Origin of the sequence: Flammeovirga yaeyamensis, assembly GCF_018736045.1 — a bacterium.
GTDB lineage: Bacteria > Bacteroidota > Bacteroidia > Cytophagales > Flammeovirgaceae > Flammeovirga > Flammeovirga yaeyamensis.
In genome coordinates, this window is record NZ_CP076133.1 from 1,001,693 (window position 1) to 1,020,493 (window position 18,801).

The window sequence follows — 18,801 nt, forward strand, 5'->3', positions numbered from 1 at the left end:
TTTTGATAACACTCTACACACATTTACTTTTTTTCTTACGTAATAAAAAGACGGTGACTGATTTTTTTGAGTTAATCCACTGATTATAATTGTAATATACACACTTTGTATTACCAATTATTTTGCAGTCTTAATTAAAATAGATAAATTAAAGTACCAAAAACTAATTATCATTAAATACAACACACTATGCAAAAAAAATTAATTGCTGAATTCCTCGGTACATCATGGTTGGTTATCGGAGGATGTGGTTCCGCTGTTTTTGCAGCCGGAGTACCCGATGTAGGCATTGGTTTCCTAGGCGTTTCTTTAGCATTTGGTTTAACAGTATTGTCTATGGCGTATGCTATTGGACATATATCAGGATGTCATTTGAACCCTGCTGTATCTTTTGGTTTGTGGGCTGGAGGTCGATTCTCAGCTAAAGAATTGGGGCCTTACATTATCTCACAAGTTTTAGGAGCCTTATTTGGTGCAGGTATCCTTTATGCTATTCTATCAGGTAAAGGAGATGGAATAGGAAGCTTTGCAGCCAATGGTTATGGAGAACATTCTCCGGAAGGATTTAGTATGATGGCAGGTTTTATTGCAGAGTATGTATTAACCTTCATGTTTTTGATCATCATTTTAGGAGCCACTCATTCACAAGCCCCTAAATATTTGGCAGGAGTGGCAATAGGTTTAGGTCTAACATTAATACACCTTATCAGTATTCCTATTACAAATACATCAGTTAACCCCGCAAGATCTACTTCGCAAGCACTGTTTGTTGGAGGATGGGCAGTAAGTCAGCTTTGGTTATTTTGGGCCGCTCCAATCTTAGGTGCCGTGAGTGCAGGGTTTGTTTATAAATATTTATCCCCTGAGGAAGGAGAATAATTTCTTTCCTTACTACTTTACAAGAGGTTGTCTCACAATGGATGAGGTCAACCTCTTTCTTTTTTATAAAAACGATAATGAAGTCTCTATTTTTATAAGACAAATCTTATTTTTCCTTCGGATACTCTAATTTTGGAATGAAAGTTGAATTCTTACTGTTACTTTTTAATTGATAAAATCGAAGTGATGTTTCTTTGATGAATTAGCGTTTACGACTGTTTTGATAAATTATATAACTGCAAATAATAAGGAAACAAATAAATCTCTTCGGCAAACTTTGTAAGATGAAAAAAATAGTACTGTCATTACTTTTCATAATGGCGATGATTTCGACCTCTTCAGCTCAAAAGGCTAGAAGGTATTTTTATGCAAATCAACCTACAGGTATTACTTTTGGTGCTGATGTATTAGAAGAAGCACAATTTAAAGTGAGTGCATATTCTCACTATGTGTATTTTTCTTTCAGTTCTAATTTTAAGAGTACTGATGGAACAACAGAAGGTTATAAATCTGAAGAAGTAGCTTCTGCTGGTTTACAAAACAAAGGTAGTTTTGGTATTACACAATATAATTTGGGTGCAATGCTTCCTTTAAAAATTGATTATACCTATGGAATTTATATCGCTCCTCAAGGTGCTTACGCCAGAAAATTTGATATTTACGAAAACACTACAAAAAAATTCAAGGGTCCTGTTAGTAATGAATACGGTGCCGCTGTAGATTTTATGTATATCGATAGAACAGGTATAACATTCCAAGCCGGCGTATCAGCATTATATGGTGGAGAGAATGAAACGGTATATCTTTCGGGATTAAACATAGGAGTTGGATACTCTTTTTAAACCCGTAAAAAAAAACGTATCTTTAAGAGGTTGATACATCATATAAATGATGTCAACCTCTTTTTTTACTACTATCCATTATGTTCAAAGCTTATATAAACCTATTTTTTGCTCTTTTACTATTCCCGGTTTTATCCACCTACGCTCAGAAAGTAACTTTTGTAAATGAAAATGGTGAGGGCATTCGGGGTGTCTTAATCACTACAGATCAAGGTCAAAACTATTTAACGAATCCTTTAGGTGTAGTACATTTAAATGATAATGCTAACCAATATGTTATTACTCATATTAATTATGATAAACTGATTTTATCAACTACTGAGTTGACTCCTACTGTTGTATTAAAAGAAAAAGTAAATGCCCTAAATGAAGTAGTCATTGGAGCCAATAAATGGGAAGAAGAAAAGAAGGAAGTTCCTCAACAAATCGTAGAATTTGATAAAAAATCAATAGAATTAAATCAACCAATGACAAGTGCGGACATACTCTCTCAATCAGGAGAAATATTCGTTCAGAAAAGTCAGCTAGGTGGTGGTTCTCCTATGATTAGAGGCTTTGCAGCCAACCAAGTTCTCTTAGTAGTGGATGGTGTACGTATGAATAACGCAATTTATAGGAATGGTAATCTTCAAAGTATTATCACTATAGATCCCAATACAATAGAGAAAGCAGAAGTGTTATTTGGACCAGCTTCAGTAATGTATGGAAGTGATGCCTTGGGAGGAGTCATGGATTTTCATACAATTCAACCTCAATTTTCGGAAAATGACGAGCTTCTATTTTTTGGAGAAGCTAAATTAAGTGGAAATACAGCTGCAAAAGAAAGAAGTGGTCACCTTCAAATCAATCTATCTAAAAATAAATGGGCCTACTTTGGGGCGGTATCAAATACTGTGTTTGATGACTTGAGTTCTGGAAAAAATGCACCAACCGATGCTTATACTTTCGGATGGAAAACGTTTACTACTTATCAGAATGATCATCAAGATTTTGTTAAGGCCAATTCGGATATTTATTCACAAACTCCATCAGGTTATCAACAATGGAATACGCTTCAAAAGTTGGCATTTCGTCCCAATAAACATCTCGAAATGATGTATACCTTTTCCTTTTCTAACTCCTCAAACATTCCTAGGTATGATCGTTTGACCGAATTAAATGATGTGATCCAAGAGGATGGAAGCAAAGTAGGGGTGACAATGGAAGAGATTATTGACATTCAGAATAATCAACTGATCACCTCTTCTGGCTTGACCACACCAAAGTTTGCAGAATGGTATTATGGTCCACAATTATGGATGATGAATAATTTTCGAATGAAGTGGAAAGAGTTAGATGGAATAGCCAATGGACTATCAATTATTGCGGGACACCAAAAGATTGAGGAAAGTAGGTACCAGAGAAAATTTGATGATAAAGACAAGTTGAGCGATCAAGTAGGATTAGATCTATTTCATTTAAATATTGATGCAAACAAACAATTAAACAACGAATGGGAGATCTTTTATGGTGTAGAAGGAACCATGAACTTTGTAGCTTCTAATGCACATACTACAAACATTGAGACGGGAGAACAAAAGGCCGCAATTCCTAGATATGCAGGTGGAGGTAGTGAAATGCATACTTATGCCGCCTATTTTACGACAAAGAAAAGATGGACGGAGCATTTAACAATGACGGCAGGGTTACGTTATAGTCAAACCCTCTTAAATGCGGATTATTCAGATGCAGTATCGCAAAGCTTGCAACTACCTTATCAAGATGTATCACAAAATGTAGGTAGTTTAACCGGAAGTTTAGGTTTGGCCTATCATTCGAATAATGGATGGCAGTTAAATACGCAAATCTCTAAAGGGTTCAAAGCCCCTAACATAGATGATGTAGCAAAAGTATACAATCCAGCAAAAGATGATCTTGTTGTTCCCAATTCAAACTTGAAACCCACCGATGTATATTCTGTGGATATAACGATCCAAAAAAGCTATAGAAATCTCCAATTTGGGATGACCACCTTCTATTCTAGATTACACAATGCAATGGTACGTCAGGAAGGGACTTTCAATGGCAAAGATTCTTTGATAATCGATGGAGAGCAATATGCTGTACTCATGCTTCAGAATACGGGAACAGCGGATATTGCTGGGATTAGTTCATTTGTGAAATATCAATTTATGCAATACTTTGAACTAGGAGGTAACGTCACTTACACTTATGGAAAAGATCTTCAGAATAACACTTCACTAAGACATGTTCCACCTGTTTTTGGACAAACTAAATTGGCGTTTAAAAAGAAACGTTGGGTAGCCAATGCCGTGTTTGATTTTAGCGGTGGAATAGCTTTTGAAGATTTGGCTCCTTCAGAACAAGGAAAGCCATATTTATATTCAAAAAATGGTAGTTTATCTTGGTGGACCCTTGGTGTAAATTCAAGCTATAGAATCAATAACTATTTGCAAGTGATAGGAGGAGTGGATAACCTTTTCGATTTAAATTATCGAACATATAGTTCAGGAATTAATGCACCGGGGAGGAATTTTAAATTAACGGTGAAGGGGTGGTTCTAATCAAATTTTGCTGAACGATTATCTTATTTAGATTTATTAGGGGTGATATTTTATGTCTACTGATATAAGAGAAAAACAAAATTTATATTCTCTTACAATGAAAGACTTTATTTTACAACGCACCCTAAAAAGAGTATTTACTTTTTTATCGATAATGGTTGTATTGAACCTTGTACTACTATATTTAAGCGGTTTTTTCTTGTCTGGTCAGGAAAAGAATCCATTGATATTATTGTTCAAAGAAAGTGTGATTTCTTTAACGTATTAAACGAATCAGCAAGGACGTTAAATTCGTCCTTGCTGATCTGATCTATTGACAGCCACTAGCCGTAGCTGATAAAGCAGTCGACAAATTCTCTGTAAAAGTAATCGAATAATCGAAAGGAGAATCTCCACTACATTCCATTTTTACTCTATCTATTCTTCTTGGAGAAAACCATGCATTGGCTCCAACAATAATGTTATTTTCAGCATCAAAATCTAATGAGGTGACACTGATGCTGTTGCTATTTCCATTGCTTAATTCTCCATGTAAGTAAGTGGCATATTCTACATCACCAGAATTGACATTAATTTTAGCGATGATAGCAATTTTTTTACCTCCACCTTGGCCATAACTTGTTAGCCATCCATCTTTGGCAAAACGTCTAAAATCGGTAGATTCCTCACCTTGTGTACCTGTACAGCTAAATACTGCGTACAAATTATTCTGGCTATCCCATACCAAACCATATCCTTTGCTATCGTCACCACTAGTTTCGTAATCGGTTCTAGACCATGTTAAAATGCCATCGTCGTATCGTGATAGAATTGGATTTTGGTTATTGCTACTTACTTGCTGGTAACCGATATAATAACTAATGCTTCCATTTCTAATGGAGGTAATTCCGTGGTCTAATAAGTCTCTTTCGTCCATGACGACATCAAAAGTTTTGGCATCTCCGACCTGACTAATAGTTTCTGCTTCGTTAATTGGTGTTTGTAATGATTCTTCCTGACAAGCGATTATACCTATCAAGAGGATCATTGTGAAATAAATTCTTCTCATCGTTGTTTTTTTTACAGTACACACAGTGTAAATCAATTAATATACCAACCCTTATTGAGTTATGTAAGAAAATGAGTACTATAATTTTTTTATTCGTAACGAATAGAAAGAGAATGCGTAGCGTTACTATTGAGAATTTACTTTTAACTCTTTTTATGCCTTTTTGAACGACAAACGCTATATTTGATGTGTCTATTAATAATAGAAACGTCTAATTATCTGTCTGCTGAATATATGTATGGTGTGGTGACATTTTACATCAAGACAGTATTTGATGCTCAAAAACTGTAAACTAATTAAACCTCAAATTCTCTCTAATATGAAGAAAATGAAGACTCTATTTATCCTAATAATTGCTTTATTACCCGTTACCCTAATTGGTCAAACCATCTATGATGCTAAGATCGAAGAGGTGACCGTTTTTACCAATGCCGCCCAAATTAAGAGGGGTACTTCTTTCCAAATGAAAAAGGGAAGTCATGAATTGGAAATCAAAAATTTATCTCAATACATAAAAGAAGAATCTATTCGAATAGAAGGAAACGATCAGTTGACTATTCTGAATGTTCGTTTTGAAGAAGATTATATTCAGGTTCAAGATGAAAATGAAAGAAATATAGAACTTAAAGATAAAGTTGAAAAATTAACTGCTCAGCTTGGAGAACTAAAATTGCAGAAAACTATTGTGCAGGAAGAACTTTCCTTCCTAAAGGAGAATAAAAAGGTGAGTGGTTCAGCAACAAGTTCCACTGATTTTCAACAATATATACAACTTTATGGTGCACAGTTAAAGAAGTTAAGTAAAGAGAACTATCAGCTTGATAAAGAAATTAATACAGTAAACAAGGAACTTACAGCTGCAAAAAATCAGTTAAGAGTTTCTGGTAGAAATTTACAGAAACCAAGCGGAAAAATTATTGTCAATTACGAAAGTGATATCGTTAAAACGGTTCCACTTAAGTTGACTTATCAAGTAAGAAGAGCAAGTTGGTACCCAACTTACGATATTCGCGCTGTTGGTAAAAAAGGACAGGTAAGTATTACTTTTAAAGGGAACATTACACAAACAACAGGGATTGATTGGAAAGATACTAAGATCAAACTGTCTACTTCTAAACAGCATATATCAGGTGATATGCCCTCTTTGAATCCTAACTATATTTCATATTATCTACCTTCTTCATCAGATGCTTTACAAGGTATTGTGCCCGGCGTGGAAACAACTCCAGCTTTTGAAGAAGAAGTGGCTGCAGACGAACTTGGTGTAGATTTACCTGCTTATCATAAAAAGAATATTACAATCCGAGGTATAAATTCAACATCATCAAAAAATCAACCTATGTATGTTGTAGATGGTGTTCCGTATAAAAAAAATCCAAACATCAACCCTAGCGAAATAGAGTCTATTGATGTATTAAAAGATGCAAGTTCTACTGCGATTTATGGATCTAGAGGGAGCAATGGTGTAATTGTCATTACCACAAAAAAAGGCGGATATTCAAGTAAATACAACACCCTTTCAAATAAGAACCTGACCTCTGTAGAGTTTGAGTTATTGGACAAGCAAACGATATTATCAAATTTCTCTGAGAAAACCGTGATCTATAAAGAGAATACAATTGATGCTAATTTTGAATACAATAGTATTCCTAAACTATCAAAGCATGTATATCTTACAGCACAGTTAACCAATTGGGAAGATCTTCAATTAGCGAATGGTAGAGCCAATATATTTTTGGATAATGCCTTTGTTGGGAAATCCAACTTAAATATCGATCAACTGTCGGATACTTTAAAATTATCGATGGGAGTGGACAATTTTATTACCGTTGACAGAACTCGTCTTCCAAAATACAACGAAAAAAATACCTTTGGATCGTCACAGAAATTGAGTGAAGCCTACAAAATCACGATTCGTAATACCAAAGATGAAGTAGTGAACTGTCATATATATGATCAGATTCCTATATCTCAAAATAAAGAAATTCAGGTGGAAATTCTAGAGTTATCTGGTGGTCAACACGATAAAGTTACAGGTGAAGTGAAGTGGAATGTCACCCTTCAACCTAAAGAAACAAAAGAATTGATTTTAAGATATAGTGTGAAGTACCCAAAGGGGAAAAAGATAGATTTATAATCAGTGATTTAAAATAAACAAGTAAAGGCGAACATCAAGTACTCTCTAATAACTTGATGCTCGCCTATTTTTATTTTTCTAGAGCGAACTTCGTTTGGTATTCAAATTCCTTGCTTGGAGTTGCTAATTTATCCTTGCTTAGAATCATCAAATTAAATTTAGAAGTCACATCTTCTTCCTCAAAAAGGACCCGAGGAATAGAATTAGGAACTCCATCTTTTGGACGCCAAGTACCTTGATAACCTCTTTTACTAAAGTGATCTACATTAAACTTAAATTGTGTGACAGCCACATTTGAATCTTCAAGTTCTTCCATAGATTCTACAGTTCCGCTTAATGTGATTTTGCTGTATTGGTAGACAGTAAAATAGATCGATTTAAGCCCTTCAGTGTCCTGAAAAACTGTATCCACATTTTCAGTGTGAGAAGTGTAATCAAACGTATTGTCTTCATACAAGTGAAGCACAGAAGTGCCATTTACATAATTAGAAATATAAGAAGCCTTTAGATTGTTTGTTGTCGTGATAGGTTCAATTATTTCGACAGTTTCTTTGTTACATGATAAAAATACAACAAGAGATAGTAATGCTAATTTAATTTTTTTCATAGCGTTATTTAAAATAGATGAATAGAGAGTGTTATTATTTAAAGTTCGAATTGTATGGATACGGCAATAACAAGAGATGGTTGTGTTTAGTGTTATGAGTTTGCAGATGTTTGGAAATGAAATAAATTAACTAATTTGTCTTGCAATATTTTTAGATCAACTAACTAAACTAATTATGCCATCGTATTATGAACTTTTTAAAAATTTATCCGACGAAAATTTATTTAGAAGATTAAATAATAAAGAATACCATCATGAAGACTCCATAATGGCTGTTTTTGATATTCTTATCAGAAGAGGATATTCATTACCAATTCCTTATCCTCATCGTGAACATGTAAAAGCAGAGTCATTATTTCCTAGTTCTTTTTTGAAAGAAAGAAAACAACATCAATGGTTTAATTTTCTGATTAAACCTGTTTCTAACATAAAATTAATATTCACCTTATTATTAGTTTATCTTTTTGTCATTTTTGGTAACTCACCATATTGGGGTTTGATTATACCACCTTCAGTAAAGTATAACTTTCATTTTCTATTTACTCAAACTACTTTTTTCTTCATATTTTTATTAATTCTATTCTCCATTTTAGAAGTCAACACCAAAACCAAATGGAAGCAACTTTTGAATGTGAATAATAAAAGAGTTTTTACAGCGATATTCGTTACGTTAATTACCATTATAATAATTTCATTACTTGAACTACTTTTTTTAAATAAGCTTACTATTATTCAAATTTTTTATCACGGTTCAATAAAAGAATTTACTGGTTTAATGATTCAATTATTCTTTAATTCCTTTACTGAAGAAATTATTATTAAATGGTTTGTGTTAAGCCAATTACTCGTTAAGTTAAAAAATAGGGATCAAAAATGGGCAATTATAATCACTTCATTATATTTTTCATTTTTACACATTCCTAGATTTGTTGATGAAGGAGATACTTCTTATGTTTTAAGAGGCTGTATTTTTACTTTTCTGTTTTCATTTATAACGTCATTTATCTATATCAAGCGTAGGAATTTTATATTAATAGTAGTTTTCCATTTTCTAAATAATTTACCTATTGAATTTGATCTAGAATACCATCGTTTTTTTCAAAATACTTTATTATTATTCATTTTCCTTTATATATTTTCTTGGGTTGATAAGATTAAATTATTCGATTTTTATTATTCATTTAAGATAAAAGTCAATAAAAAAGTAAGCTTAATAATAGGCACTTTACTTCTTATCATTATCTACTTTTTACCAAATACAAATAAGGATAAATATAATTTTGCATTAGGTTATTACGAGAATGATAACAATGAAAAATCATTAGAATATATCAATCAAATAATAGAAAATGACGACACCTTTTCTGATGCTTATGTTTTGAAAGGTCGTTTACAGCAAGATATATATGATTTCGATTCTGCAATAGTCAATTATGATAAAGCCATTGAATTAGATACAAACAATACAGAAGCATTATATTACAGAGGGATTGTTCATCATAATATGAAAAATTATGAGGCTGCTATTCAAGATTTAAAAGATCCGATTGAAAGGAAATACAATACAGTAACGGCATATCAAGCAAGAGGTGAAAGTTATTTTAAATTAAATGAGTATCAAAAAGCGATATATGATTTTAATGAAGCTGCAGTATTAAAAAAAGGAAATATAACGGCCTATAGAGGTTTAGGTAAGACTTATGTAAAACTAGAAGAGTTTGATAAGGGAATTGAATATTTTGAAAAAGCTTTATTCTATGGAGATTCATCGTATTTGAATTTATTTTATCTTCTTGATGCTCAGATGCAAAAAAATGATGATGTGAATGTAGAAAAGGTCTTTAAAATGATTAAGGCAAGAGAATTTTCTATTGATAAATACTATTTTGTAAGAGCCAATATGTCACTTTATTATGGTGATTATCAAGAAGCTATAGGTCATTTAAAAGAGAGTGTTAAATATGGTTATCCTAAAGGGGTAACGTATTATTTTATTTCTGTTACTTATCAAAAACTAGATGACATAGAAAACGAAAAAAAGTATTTGTTGTATTCAGCTGATGAAGGTTATCAAGAAGCAGAAAGAATCTTAAAGGAAAGATTTGGTATCAGAATAATTGAATAATCAGTTATAAAATATATCGTAGGGACGTTGCACTGCAACGTCTGTACAAAGAGTAATAATCTCCTAAAAATTTTGTCAGATGAAATTATTTTCCCTTAAAAACGTTATTTAAGTAATACGACATAAATAACATACCATGAGGTTTTCACTTTTATTCTTTATTACCACCCTTCTTATTTCTTGTAATTCTACGCCCAAAGAGAATTTTAGAAACCCATTATTACCTAAAGATTATATCATTAAGAAGTTTCAGAATCATGATATTGTGTTGCTCGGAGAGGATCATGGAGTAAAAGAACATATAGAGTTTATTCAAGATATCATTCCTCATCTATACAGGAACGGTATATACCAAATAGGGATGGAGTTTGGTGCTTACGAAATGCAAGAACAATTGGATGAACTCCTTATTGCAGATGAATATGATCCCCAGAAAACGAAAGACCTGTTCTTCTTTTACAATGTTGGTTGGGCCTTTTTAGAATATCATGAAATTTATCACAAAGTTTGGGAGTTTAATCAGACCCTGACCGCTCAAGAAAAAAAGTTTAGAATTATCAATTTAAGCTATCAATTTCATTGGGATAAATTTGATATGAATGATCAAGAAGAATCATTAAAAGAAGTTTTCCATTTAGGTGAAATCGATTCTTTTCGATGTGAAATAGTAAAAGATCAGGTGATTAATAAAAAGGAGAAAGCCCTACTACTAGTAGGGACACCACATGCTTTTTCCAAGTTTTTACATGATGCATCAAAACCAATTGAAAATAAAAACTGCCCTTTTGTAGATACCTATTTAGGTCACAGATTATATGATGAAATTGGAGACAAAGTATTCACAATTCTGTTTCATCAAGGCTTTTTAGGCACTAAAGAAAATAATTATAAATCCGTATCTCCAGCTAATGGCCGTTTGATAGAAATGATCGAAAAGAAACACATCGGGAAGATAGGATTTGATGTAAGCAGAAACATCGCCAACCTTACAGATAATAGTGCATTAAGTGAATGTCAACCTCACCTAAAACTCGGAGATATCTGCGATGGATATATTTTTATAGCTCCCTTAAATGAACTTACAGGCTGTACGATAGACGCCTCCTATTTTTCCGGAAAAGACTATAAAACTGAGGTATACCCTTTTATTCCAGATCCCAATTGGCACAAACCGCCGGAAACGTTGGGAGGATATCTTGGGCAGATAAGGAGGTATGTGGATTTGGAGGAAAGATATGGGGAGATTGAGTGAAGAGTGAAGAGCGAAGAGTGAAAAACGTGAAATGTTAGGCTAACGCATTTTTTTTAGGTAGCAGGTAGCAGGTAAAACTGGCGCCGATGTTAAGCGAAGCGTCATCGGTGCCCATAAACGTTAGAGGTCTCCCGACCTCGTTTTTAGGTAGTAAGTAGAAGGTAGTAGGTGCTGAATTTACGCTCCTCATAACACGAGCACGAGTCCGGAGACCCGCGCTAGTTATGAAAAAAATCCTTTAATTTTAGACAGAACTATGCTCTAGTTAAGACCGCTCTTCACTCTTCCCTATTCACTCTTCACTTGTAAAGCTCCAAAGCTTTACCCGCTTCTTCAAAATCATATTCCTGCACAAACCCTAGAGCTACTTTCAACCCATTTTTCTCATCCTCTACCGTCACTTTTTCGAGTAATGATTTAATAATTTCTCCTGCCTCAGGGTCTCCTTCATCTAATAATTGAAGCAGCTGAGCTTTTTCCTCAGGGAAGTTATTGATGGATACAATTTCGGTAGGAGTATCAGTTTCTTGAGTGGATTCTTGAGGTTCTTCCTCCCATTTAAACTGTCTGATATTTTCTAACATGATGGATAACTGTACTAATAAATCGTTGTACGCTACTTCATCATAGGTTTCGTAATATTTAAGGGAACTTTCCAAACGCTCCGCAGCTTTTGATACTTCCGTCATACCCAAGTTAGCAGAAACACCTTTCACCGTGTGGGCTTCTTTTTCTAATTCAGTATAATCTTTATCAGTTGATAGTTCCATTAAGCGGACTAAAGTATCTTGTTGCTTGTTGAAGAACTTATCCAACACACTTAAGAAAAGGTCTTCATTTCCACCACATCGTTTGATGGCGATTTCGGTATCAATTCCTTCGATCTGTATGTCTGATTTTGCATCAATATCTTTACCTGCTTCTTTTAATTTTTCCAACAGTTTAGGATCGTTGGATTTATAATTGCCTTTGGCTTCAATCCATCTTCCTAAGATAGAGAACAACTGTGCATTGTCAATTGGCTTGGCGATATGATCTGTCATACCTGCTTCTCTAGCACGGTCTTTATCTTGAGATAACGCGTTGGCGGTCATAGCAATGATTGGTAACTCAGTGTATCGAGCATCTTTACGTAATTCTTCTGTAGCTGTGTAACCATCCATCACAGGCATTTGTATATCCATCAAGACGCCTTCATACGGTTCGTTATCATCAAATGCTTTGTTGACTTTCTCGATGCCTGCCTGACCGTTTTCAGCGATATCTACATAGACACCGAATTTAGCGAGTAGTTCAGAGGCAATCAATTGGTTGATTTCATTGTCTTCCACCAATAGGATCTTAGCGCCTTTTACATGTTCTGGGAAGTTCTGAGATTTCTTGTATTCGTTATTGGCCGCAAAGCCGAAACGGGATAACAAGGTATCTAATAACTCTTGTTCATCGACAGGTTTTACGATAATTCCAGAAATACTTTCTTCATCAATTTGATCCGAAAGTTCTTCTTTATCGTGGGCCGTTACCATAAGAATATCGGTGGTTGCATGAATTTTTGATAATTCACGAATCTTACGAGTCGTTTCAATACCATCCATACCCGGCATTTTCCAATCCATTAAAATGAAATCGTATGTGATGTCGGATTGGGTGATGTTGGCAATCGCTTCTTCTCCGCTTTTCACTACATGTACCTTACAACCGAAGTTGTGTAAGTAGTTCTGTAGAATCACTAAAGATTCTTCGTTATCATCAACAACTAGCACGGTAGAACCGATTAAGCTTCTTACTTTATAAGGTTGCTTGCCTGCAATTGAATCTTCTGCTACCTTTTCTACTTCGGCAGTGAACCAGAAATTAGATCCTTCATCGATTTGTGACTCTACACCAATTTCACCGTTCATCAGCGTAGCTAATTTTTTAGAAATCGCTAACCCTAGGCCTGTTCCTCCGAATTTACGTGTAGTAGATGTATCTGCCTGATTAAACTCTTGGAATAATCTTGATCGCTGATCTTCAGTTAAACCAATTCCGGTATCAATTACTTCAATATGAAGTTTGGTATGTCCTTTTGTTTCGTCTAATCCAATCTTTAAAGTGACTTGACCTTTTGGCGTGAACTTTACGGCATTGTTCATCAAGTTCAAGATAATTTGAGATATACGAAGAGGATCTCCTTTCAATAATTTTGGAATCTGAGAAGAGATGTCAAACTTAACGGTAATCCCTTTTTCTTTTGCTCTAAATCCAATTACATTCATGATGTTTTCGAGTACATCATCTTGTAAATTGAAATACACATTCTCAATATCTACTTTACCCGCTTCTATTTTTGAGAAGTCAAGTACATCATTCACAATAGATAAAAGTGATTGAGACGATAGCTGAATCTTTTTCAAGAAGCTTTTCTGACGTTCGTCCAATGGAGTGTCTAACACTAAATTCGTTAAGCCCATAATGGCGTTCATAGGGGTACGAATCTCGTGCGACATATTGGCTAAGAACATAGATTTAGCATTGGCCGCTTCCTCGGCAATTTCTTTGGCCGATTTTAATTGCTCCTCTGCTTTCCTTCTCTGAGTGATGTCGATAATGATGTCTGCTAGGTAGATAGGCTCTCCTTTTTCATTCTTAACCAAGAAGTAATTTTCGTAAGTAGAAAGTCTTCTATTTTTGGCCGTAAGCATTTCTAGTTCTCCCGACCAAGCCCCTGTAGACATTACTGCAGGCAGCATTTCTGCCTCTAATTTCTTCTGAGATTCAGGAGTGTAATAACCTTGAACAGTTTTCTTGTAAACAGCATCGATTTCATCCTCGTCTAACAAATTCTGAAGGGCCTCGTTGACATAAACAATCGTCTGATCTCTCATATCTGCCATGCCTAGACCGTTACTCGATGAGTCGGCAAAACGTCTGAAGATCCCTAACTCTCTAGTTCTATCTTCTACTTTCTGATCTAAGTTGGCATTTAGTTCCTCTACTTCTTCAAGTTTCTCGTTCAGCTTTTTATTTTGTTCAGAAAGGCGAGAATGTAATCTTCTATTATTGATAAATACCAAGTACCATGCGAAAATAGCGGCAATAATAGACAATGCGACACCGATTAAATCGATTTTGATTCTTTGTGATTTTTCTTCAAAAACATCATCGATACGACCTCCCAATTTTTCAGAAAAATCTTCCATTGTATCGGCATACCTCACTTTATTATCAAGATATTCTCTTGAATTTAAAAGTTTACTTGCCTCTTCTCCCTTACCTTCTCGAATAAGTTGGAAAACTTGAGATTCAATATCAATTAGTTTTTTATTGGCAGCCTCCGTTCCTTTCAAGAGGGCTTCAAATTCACCTTTACTGTCCATTTCTAATGCTTTCACTATGGCATTATCAAGAACAGCTTCGTAACGTTTGTATTTCTCTTCCCACTTTTTTTCAGAAGTCAAAGCGGCAATTTTAGTGGAAGTAGTCAATACCTCATCGCAGAAGATAATGTCCTTTTGCAATTGAGCGACCTTCCATATGATATCACTTTCTCTTTGGAAATCTTTATAAGCTTTATTCAGTTCCCAACCGAAAAATGCAAAAGCGATAATCGTTAGGGTAGAAGCTAAAAGGAAGAATCTGGTCTCCCTTCTGTTGTTTATTTGTTGTTCCATAGTATAGAATTAACGAGCAGTTCCGTAGCGGCTATCAACATAAGCCAGCATTTCACTAGGTTTTAGAGATTGTGAGGAATTCCCCATACGAACATAAAAAGCTTCATCGCCGTCGCGTGTCATAAACACCGGACGAGAAGAAGGGTCGCATTGGATAATTAATACCTGTTCTTCTTTCAAATCAACGACTTTAGTATGAATAAATTGTGCCATATCTGCACCAATATATTCTCTTACTAAATTATGCCAATGCAACATCAATTTGTCTTCGTTTTTGAAGGCATCAGGTTTCATACCGATAGGTTCACCATCATCGTTGACACCCACGAAAAGCGTTCCTCCATTTCCATTAAGGAAAGCAGCCACACTTTTTAAACATTGGTTCTCGATGCGTGATTCGTGTTTCTTAGTATATAAATTGAAGCGTAATGTGGATTTAAATTCACATGTTTCGCTTTCTCCTTTGGCAATCAAATCCAACCATTCGCTTTCGGTATCTCCTGATTCAATGGTTTGATTTTGAAGTTGACTGAGTTGTTCCCTCAACTTCTTTTGGTTGACAGACATTTCGATTTTAGGTCGAATTCTCGAAATAACAATGTCAGGATCAAAAGGCTTAGTGATGTAATCGATGGCACCCAAAGCAAATCCTTTTTTCTCATCTTCAGGATCGACTTTAGAGGTTAAGAAAATCACGCTAAGATGTTCCAACTCTGGATCGGATTTCATGGTCTTAAGTACTTCATATCCATCCATTTCAGGCATTACAATATCCAATAAAACCAAGTCGGGTTGAGGAGCTTTTTTGGCCAACTCTAAGGCTTTTTTTCCGTTTAGGGCTACTTTGATTTTGTATTCATTTCCTAGTAGTCCGCGCAACATGTCTATATTTTCAGCAGCATCGTCAACAATTAGGATGCAATTTTTTGTGTCTGTCATATTAAAAAAATGGGTCGTAATCTTTAAAACGTTCAATTTAATAGGTTTAAGGTAGAGAAAAAAACGAATGTTAGGAAATATTGATTAATCAATTAACTTAGCTGATTATTAACTTATCTGACTTCCCTGAAATGCCAATAAAAACACTCTTCAAGACTTTTCTCAGACTGTTTGTCGTCTTTCTTTTTACCATTTTGATCAATCAATTATTGTTTGGAAATACGTTTTTGAACAATAAGACAATAGAATTTCAATTGCACGATCTCTTTATTATTTTCCCATTAAACTTCTTGTTTATCATTCAATTTTTATCGCATTTGTTTCTTTACAGTATCATCAGAATGTGTTATTCGAGTAGGATGTATAATCATCGAATTTATTTTATGGAAGGATTATCTCTTTTGGTCATCACAACGTGTTCATTCTTACTCTATTATGTCATTCAATTTCATAGAGAAGCCCTTCATTTTTATCAAATGAATGATATTGTATCAGGTAAAGTAAATGATTTCACTATGATCTATTTCATGGAATACTTTCTATCTATATTTTTCTTGACGTTTCTCTTTGTGTTCATCCTTCTATTAAAAAAGCAATTTGATATTAAAGGCAGATTTGTGTCTTAATATTTATGAGGAGAAAAAAAGAATTAATTACTTTTACAATCGCAAACAATTTATATCAAAAGAAATAGCTGAATTTGAACAAACAGTAACTATTTATCTTAACATGATATTATTTTTTAAACTTGAAAATCAAAAACTTAAAAACCAACGAAGATGGATTATAACAGAAAAGTAGGCTTTGGGGAAAGATTCGTATCTATGATTATAGACCATATTTCTATGACTTTCTTATTGGGAATGATCGCAGTTCCCATTCAAATGTCGGTTATGTCTGAATTTTTTACTTCTCCAGGTATTAATTCCGATCCTGATCAACTTTTTGGATCTATAAAAACCTTGATGATTCCTTATTGTTTCATATATGCTTTGTATTTCTGTAAGGATGCTTTTAAAGGAAGAAGTTTAGGGAAATTGGCTACAAATCTTCAGGTGTATGATAATAAAACCGATGAAATAGCCTCTCCAATTAAATGTTTTGTGCGAAATATCTCAATTATTATATGGCCTATTGAAGTGATTATGGTGATGATTAATCCCAACAGAAGAATTGGTGATTATATCTCAGGGACCTATGTTGACATTTATGATAAGAAAGCAAATGCAAAAGTTGATTTTCCTAAAATTGGGATTTCATACGTTCTATCAGTTTTAGTAATGGGAATATGTATGTCACCTTTAGTCCTTTGGTTGGAATATCTCGGTTCAATCGTTAATGATAAGGAAGTTTATGTAGATACAGTAGTGAATGAAAAAGTCGTTTATGATGAATTAAGCTATTATTTTGATTCATTAGAGATGAACATGGATGATCAATACATTCAGTTAAAAGTATATGCATCACCCAATGTTTATCTAAACTCTATTAACGAAGTGAGAGGTTTAGTGGAACCTATTATGAAAGAGAAGTTCCCATATCATAAAGTGGATTTAGATATTATTTATACCGAAAACGGAACACAAGAAGAACTAAATATTGATTTTTATACCAACTAAATAATAATGCACCCAACTAAAAACACCAACCAATTTTTTCTTTTACTTCTTCTTTTTCCCATTCAGCTTTGGGCACAAGATATTTCTTTAACTATTGATTCTTTGGTTTCGAAGTATCAAAAAGAATATCAAATACCAGCCTTGACAGTGGGAGTTGTTCAATCTGATACCTGTTATTTGGGTATTGAAGGAGTAGTTAGGATAGAAAAAAATCAAAAGGTGAGACTCAACGACAAATTTCATTTGGGGTCGAATACCAAAGCCATCACATCATTCATTGCTTTCAAAATGATAGAATCTGATGAGATATCACTAAACACTAAATTTTTTGATATTTGTTCGGATTTGAAAGGTGAAATTTCGACTGAATATCAAGAGATCACATTAGGAGATTTACTTTCTCACCAAGCTGGAATACAGCCTTATACGAGTGGTTTGGAATATGAAAAACTTCCAGCGTTAAATGGTTCCATATCAGATAAAAGAAAACAATTTTCGGAGTTTGTATTAAATGAAGAATCGGTAGCTAAGGGAACCTATTCTAATGCAGGATATATTCTAACTTCCTTAATGTTAGAAAAAGCCGCTCATCTTTCCTTCGAAAAGTTGGTGGATAAGCATATGAAAGCACTCGACTTGGACTATTTTATTGGGTTTCCAAACAAGCAAAACCTAAATTACCCTTGGGGACATTGGGAGGAAAATCAGCAGTTGATTTCTTTATCGCCCACTCATTTTTATAAGTTAGAAGATTATACCCTGGCTGCTGGAGATGTCTCGATGAATATTGAAAACTATGCCCGATTAGTTCAATTTCATCTAACTGGTTTAATGGGAGAAAACAATTACATAACTTCAGATAGTTATCAAAAAATGCACTATGGCTTAGAGAATTATGCCTATGGTTGGGGGAACATGAAAACCAAAACGTCAAAAATTAGCTTTCATGATGGCAGTGCGGGCACCTATTTTTGTCATACGGTATTAGTACCAAGTAAGGGTAGTGCCATAATTGTGATGGCTAATTCAGCTACAGAGGAACATCAAAAAGCGGTTTACAAATTAAGAGATGAACTGATAAGATTTTCGGGGAAGTTGTTGGAGTAATGGAGGAGAGCAACCTAGTAACATTTAAT

At 34.2% G+C, this 18,801-nt stretch carries 13 protein-coding genes; 9 read left to right on the top strand and 4 right to left on the bottom strand.

The genetic code is table 11. The features are described 5' to 3' along the window. The first annotated feature begins 189 nt into the window (after positions 1-189). From aqpZ to KMW28_RS23845, 4 genes are all read left to right on the top strand, one after another. Positions 190-879, top strand: coding sequence for an aquaporin Z (gene aqpZ, locus KMW28_RS23830; RefSeq protein ID WP_066214215.1), 690 nt, complete (start codon positions 190-192; stop codon positions 877-879). A gap of 284 nt (positions 880-1,163) precedes the next feature. Continuing rightward, complete coding sequence (locus tag KMW28_RS23835) at positions 1,164-1,721, top strand: hypothetical protein (protein WP_169661895.1); 558 nt, start codon at positions 1,164-1,166, stop codon at positions 1,719-1,721. A gap of 80 nt (positions 1,722-1,801) precedes the next feature. Beyond that, entirely contained in the window at positions 1,802-4,285 is a 2,484-nt protein-coding gene (locus KMW28_RS23840; RefSeq protein ID WP_169661894.1) for a TonB-dependent receptor, read from the top strand. Between the two features lie 97 nt (positions 4,286-4,382). Further along, the gene (locus KMW28_RS23845; protein ID WP_158297835.1) at positions 4,383-4,553 is read left to right on the top strand and encodes a hypothetical protein; all 171 of its coding nucleotides are present in this window, start codon (positions 4,383-4,385) and stop codon (positions 4,551-4,553) included. 42 nt (positions 4,554-4,595) lie between these two features. Here KMW28_RS23845 and KMW28_RS23850 read toward each other — a convergent pair whose 3' ends face one another. Next, positions 4,596-5,333 carry a hypothetical protein gene (locus KMW28_RS23850; RefSeq protein ID WP_169661893.1) on the bottom strand — a complete coding sequence of 246 codons (738 nt, stop codon included), beginning with the start codon at positions 5,331-5,333 and terminating at the stop codon, positions 4,596-4,598. 328 nt (positions 5,334-5,661) lie between these two features. On the opposite strand from KMW28_RS23850, the gene KMW28_RS23855 reads away from it, so the two are divergent. Continuing rightward, positions 5,662-7,470 (top strand): mucoidy inhibitor MuiA family protein, encoded by a 1,809-nt coding sequence (locus tag KMW28_RS23855; RefSeq protein WP_169661892.1) that lies wholly within the window; start codon positions 5,662-5,664, stop codon positions 7,468-7,470. 70 nt (positions 7,471-7,540) lie between these two features. On the opposite strand, the gene KMW28_RS23860 is transcribed toward KMW28_RS23855, so the two are convergent. Continuing rightward, positions 7,541-8,077 carry a hypothetical protein gene (locus KMW28_RS23860; protein WP_169661891.1) on the bottom strand — a complete coding sequence of 179 codons (537 nt, stop codon included), beginning with the start codon at positions 8,075-8,077 and terminating at the stop codon, positions 7,541-7,543. A gap of 631 nt (positions 8,078-8,708) precedes the next feature. Between KMW28_RS23860 and KMW28_RS23865 the strand changes: the two genes are divergently transcribed. Beyond that, a complete protein-coding gene (locus KMW28_RS23865) occupies positions 8,709-10,202 on the top strand; it encodes a CPBP family glutamic-type intramembrane protease (protein WP_169661890.1) in 1,494 nt (497 codons plus the stop codon). Between the two features lie 136 nt (positions 10,203-10,338). Then, positions 10,339-11,454 (top strand): ChaN family lipoprotein, encoded by a 1,116-nt coding sequence (locus KMW28_RS23870; protein ID WP_169661889.1) that lies wholly within the window; start codon positions 10,339-10,341, stop codon positions 11,452-11,454. Positions 11,455-11,753: 299 nt separating this feature from the next. Here KMW28_RS23870 and KMW28_RS23875 read toward each other — a convergent pair whose 3' ends face one another. Together KMW28_RS23875 and KMW28_RS23880 are read right to left on the bottom strand one after the other, a co-directional pair. Beyond that, complete coding sequence (locus tag KMW28_RS23875; RefSeq protein ID WP_169661888.1) at positions 11,754-15,107, bottom strand: hybrid sensor histidine kinase/response regulator; 3,354 nt, start codon at positions 15,105-15,107, stop codon at positions 11,754-11,756. Between the two features lie 9 nt (positions 15,108-15,116). Beyond that, a complete protein-coding gene (locus KMW28_RS23880; RefSeq protein ID WP_169661887.1) occupies positions 15,117-16,046 on the bottom strand; it encodes a response regulator in 930 nt (309 codons plus the stop codon). Positions 16,047-16,825: 779 nt separating this feature from the next. Between KMW28_RS23880 and KMW28_RS23885 the strand changes: the two genes are divergently transcribed. After that, a complete protein-coding gene (locus tag KMW28_RS23885; protein ID WP_169661886.1) occupies positions 16,826-17,665 on the top strand; it encodes an RDD family protein in 840 nt (279 codons plus the stop codon). Positions 17,666-17,671: 6 nt separating this feature from the next. After that, a complete protein-coding gene (locus KMW28_RS23890; RefSeq protein WP_169661885.1) occupies positions 17,672-18,772 on the top strand; it encodes a serine hydrolase domain-containing protein in 1,101 nt (366 codons plus the stop codon). The last annotated feature ends 29 nt before the right edge of the window (positions 18,773-18,801 follow it).

Excerpts from the sequence above, each read along its gene's own strand:
- KMW28_RS23880 (WP_169661887.1), bottom strand. The coding sequence starts at position 16,046 with ATGACAGACACAAAAAATTGCATCCTAATTGTTGACGATGCTGCTGAA.
- KMW28_RS23850 (WP_169661893.1), bottom strand. The coding sequence starts at position 5,333 with ATGAGAAGAATTTATTTCACAATGATCCTCTTGATAGGTATAATCGCT.
- KMW28_RS23890 (WP_169661885.1), top strand. The coding sequence starts at position 17,672 with ATGCACCCAACTAAAAACACCAACCAATTTTTTCTTTTACTTCTTCTT.
- KMW28_RS23835 (WP_169661895.1), top strand. The coding sequence starts at position 1,164 with ATGAAAAAAATAGTACTGTCATTACTTTTCATAATGGCGATGATTTCG.
- KMW28_RS23875 (WP_169661888.1), bottom strand. The coding sequence starts at position 15,107 with ATGGAACAACAAATAAACAACAGAAGGGAGACCAGATTCTTCCTTTTA.
- KMW28_RS23855 (WP_169661892.1), top strand. The coding sequence starts at position 5,662 with ATGAAGACTCTATTTATCCTAATAATTGCTTTATTACCCGTTACCCTA.
- KMW28_RS23870 (WP_169661889.1), top strand. The coding sequence starts at position 10,339 with ATGAGGTTTTCACTTTTATTCTTTATTACCACCCTTCTTATTTCTTGT.
- aqpZ (WP_066214215.1), top strand. The coding sequence starts at position 190 with ATGCAAAAAAAATTAATTGCTGAATTCCTCGGTACATCATGGTTGGTT.
- KMW28_RS23885 (WP_169661886.1), top strand. The coding sequence starts at position 16,826 with ATGGATTATAACAGAAAAGTAGGCTTTGGGGAAAGATTCGTATCTATG.
- KMW28_RS23860 (WP_169661891.1), bottom strand. The coding sequence starts at position 8,077 with ATGAAAAAAATTAAATTAGCATTACTATCTCTTGTTGTATTTTTATCA.
- KMW28_RS23840 (WP_169661894.1), top strand. The coding sequence starts at position 1,802 with ATGTTCAAAGCTTATATAAACCTATTTTTTGCTCTTTTACTATTCCCG.
- KMW28_RS23845 (WP_158297835.1), top strand. The coding sequence starts at position 4,383 with ATGAAAGACTTTATTTTACAACGCACCCTAAAAAGAGTATTTACTTTT.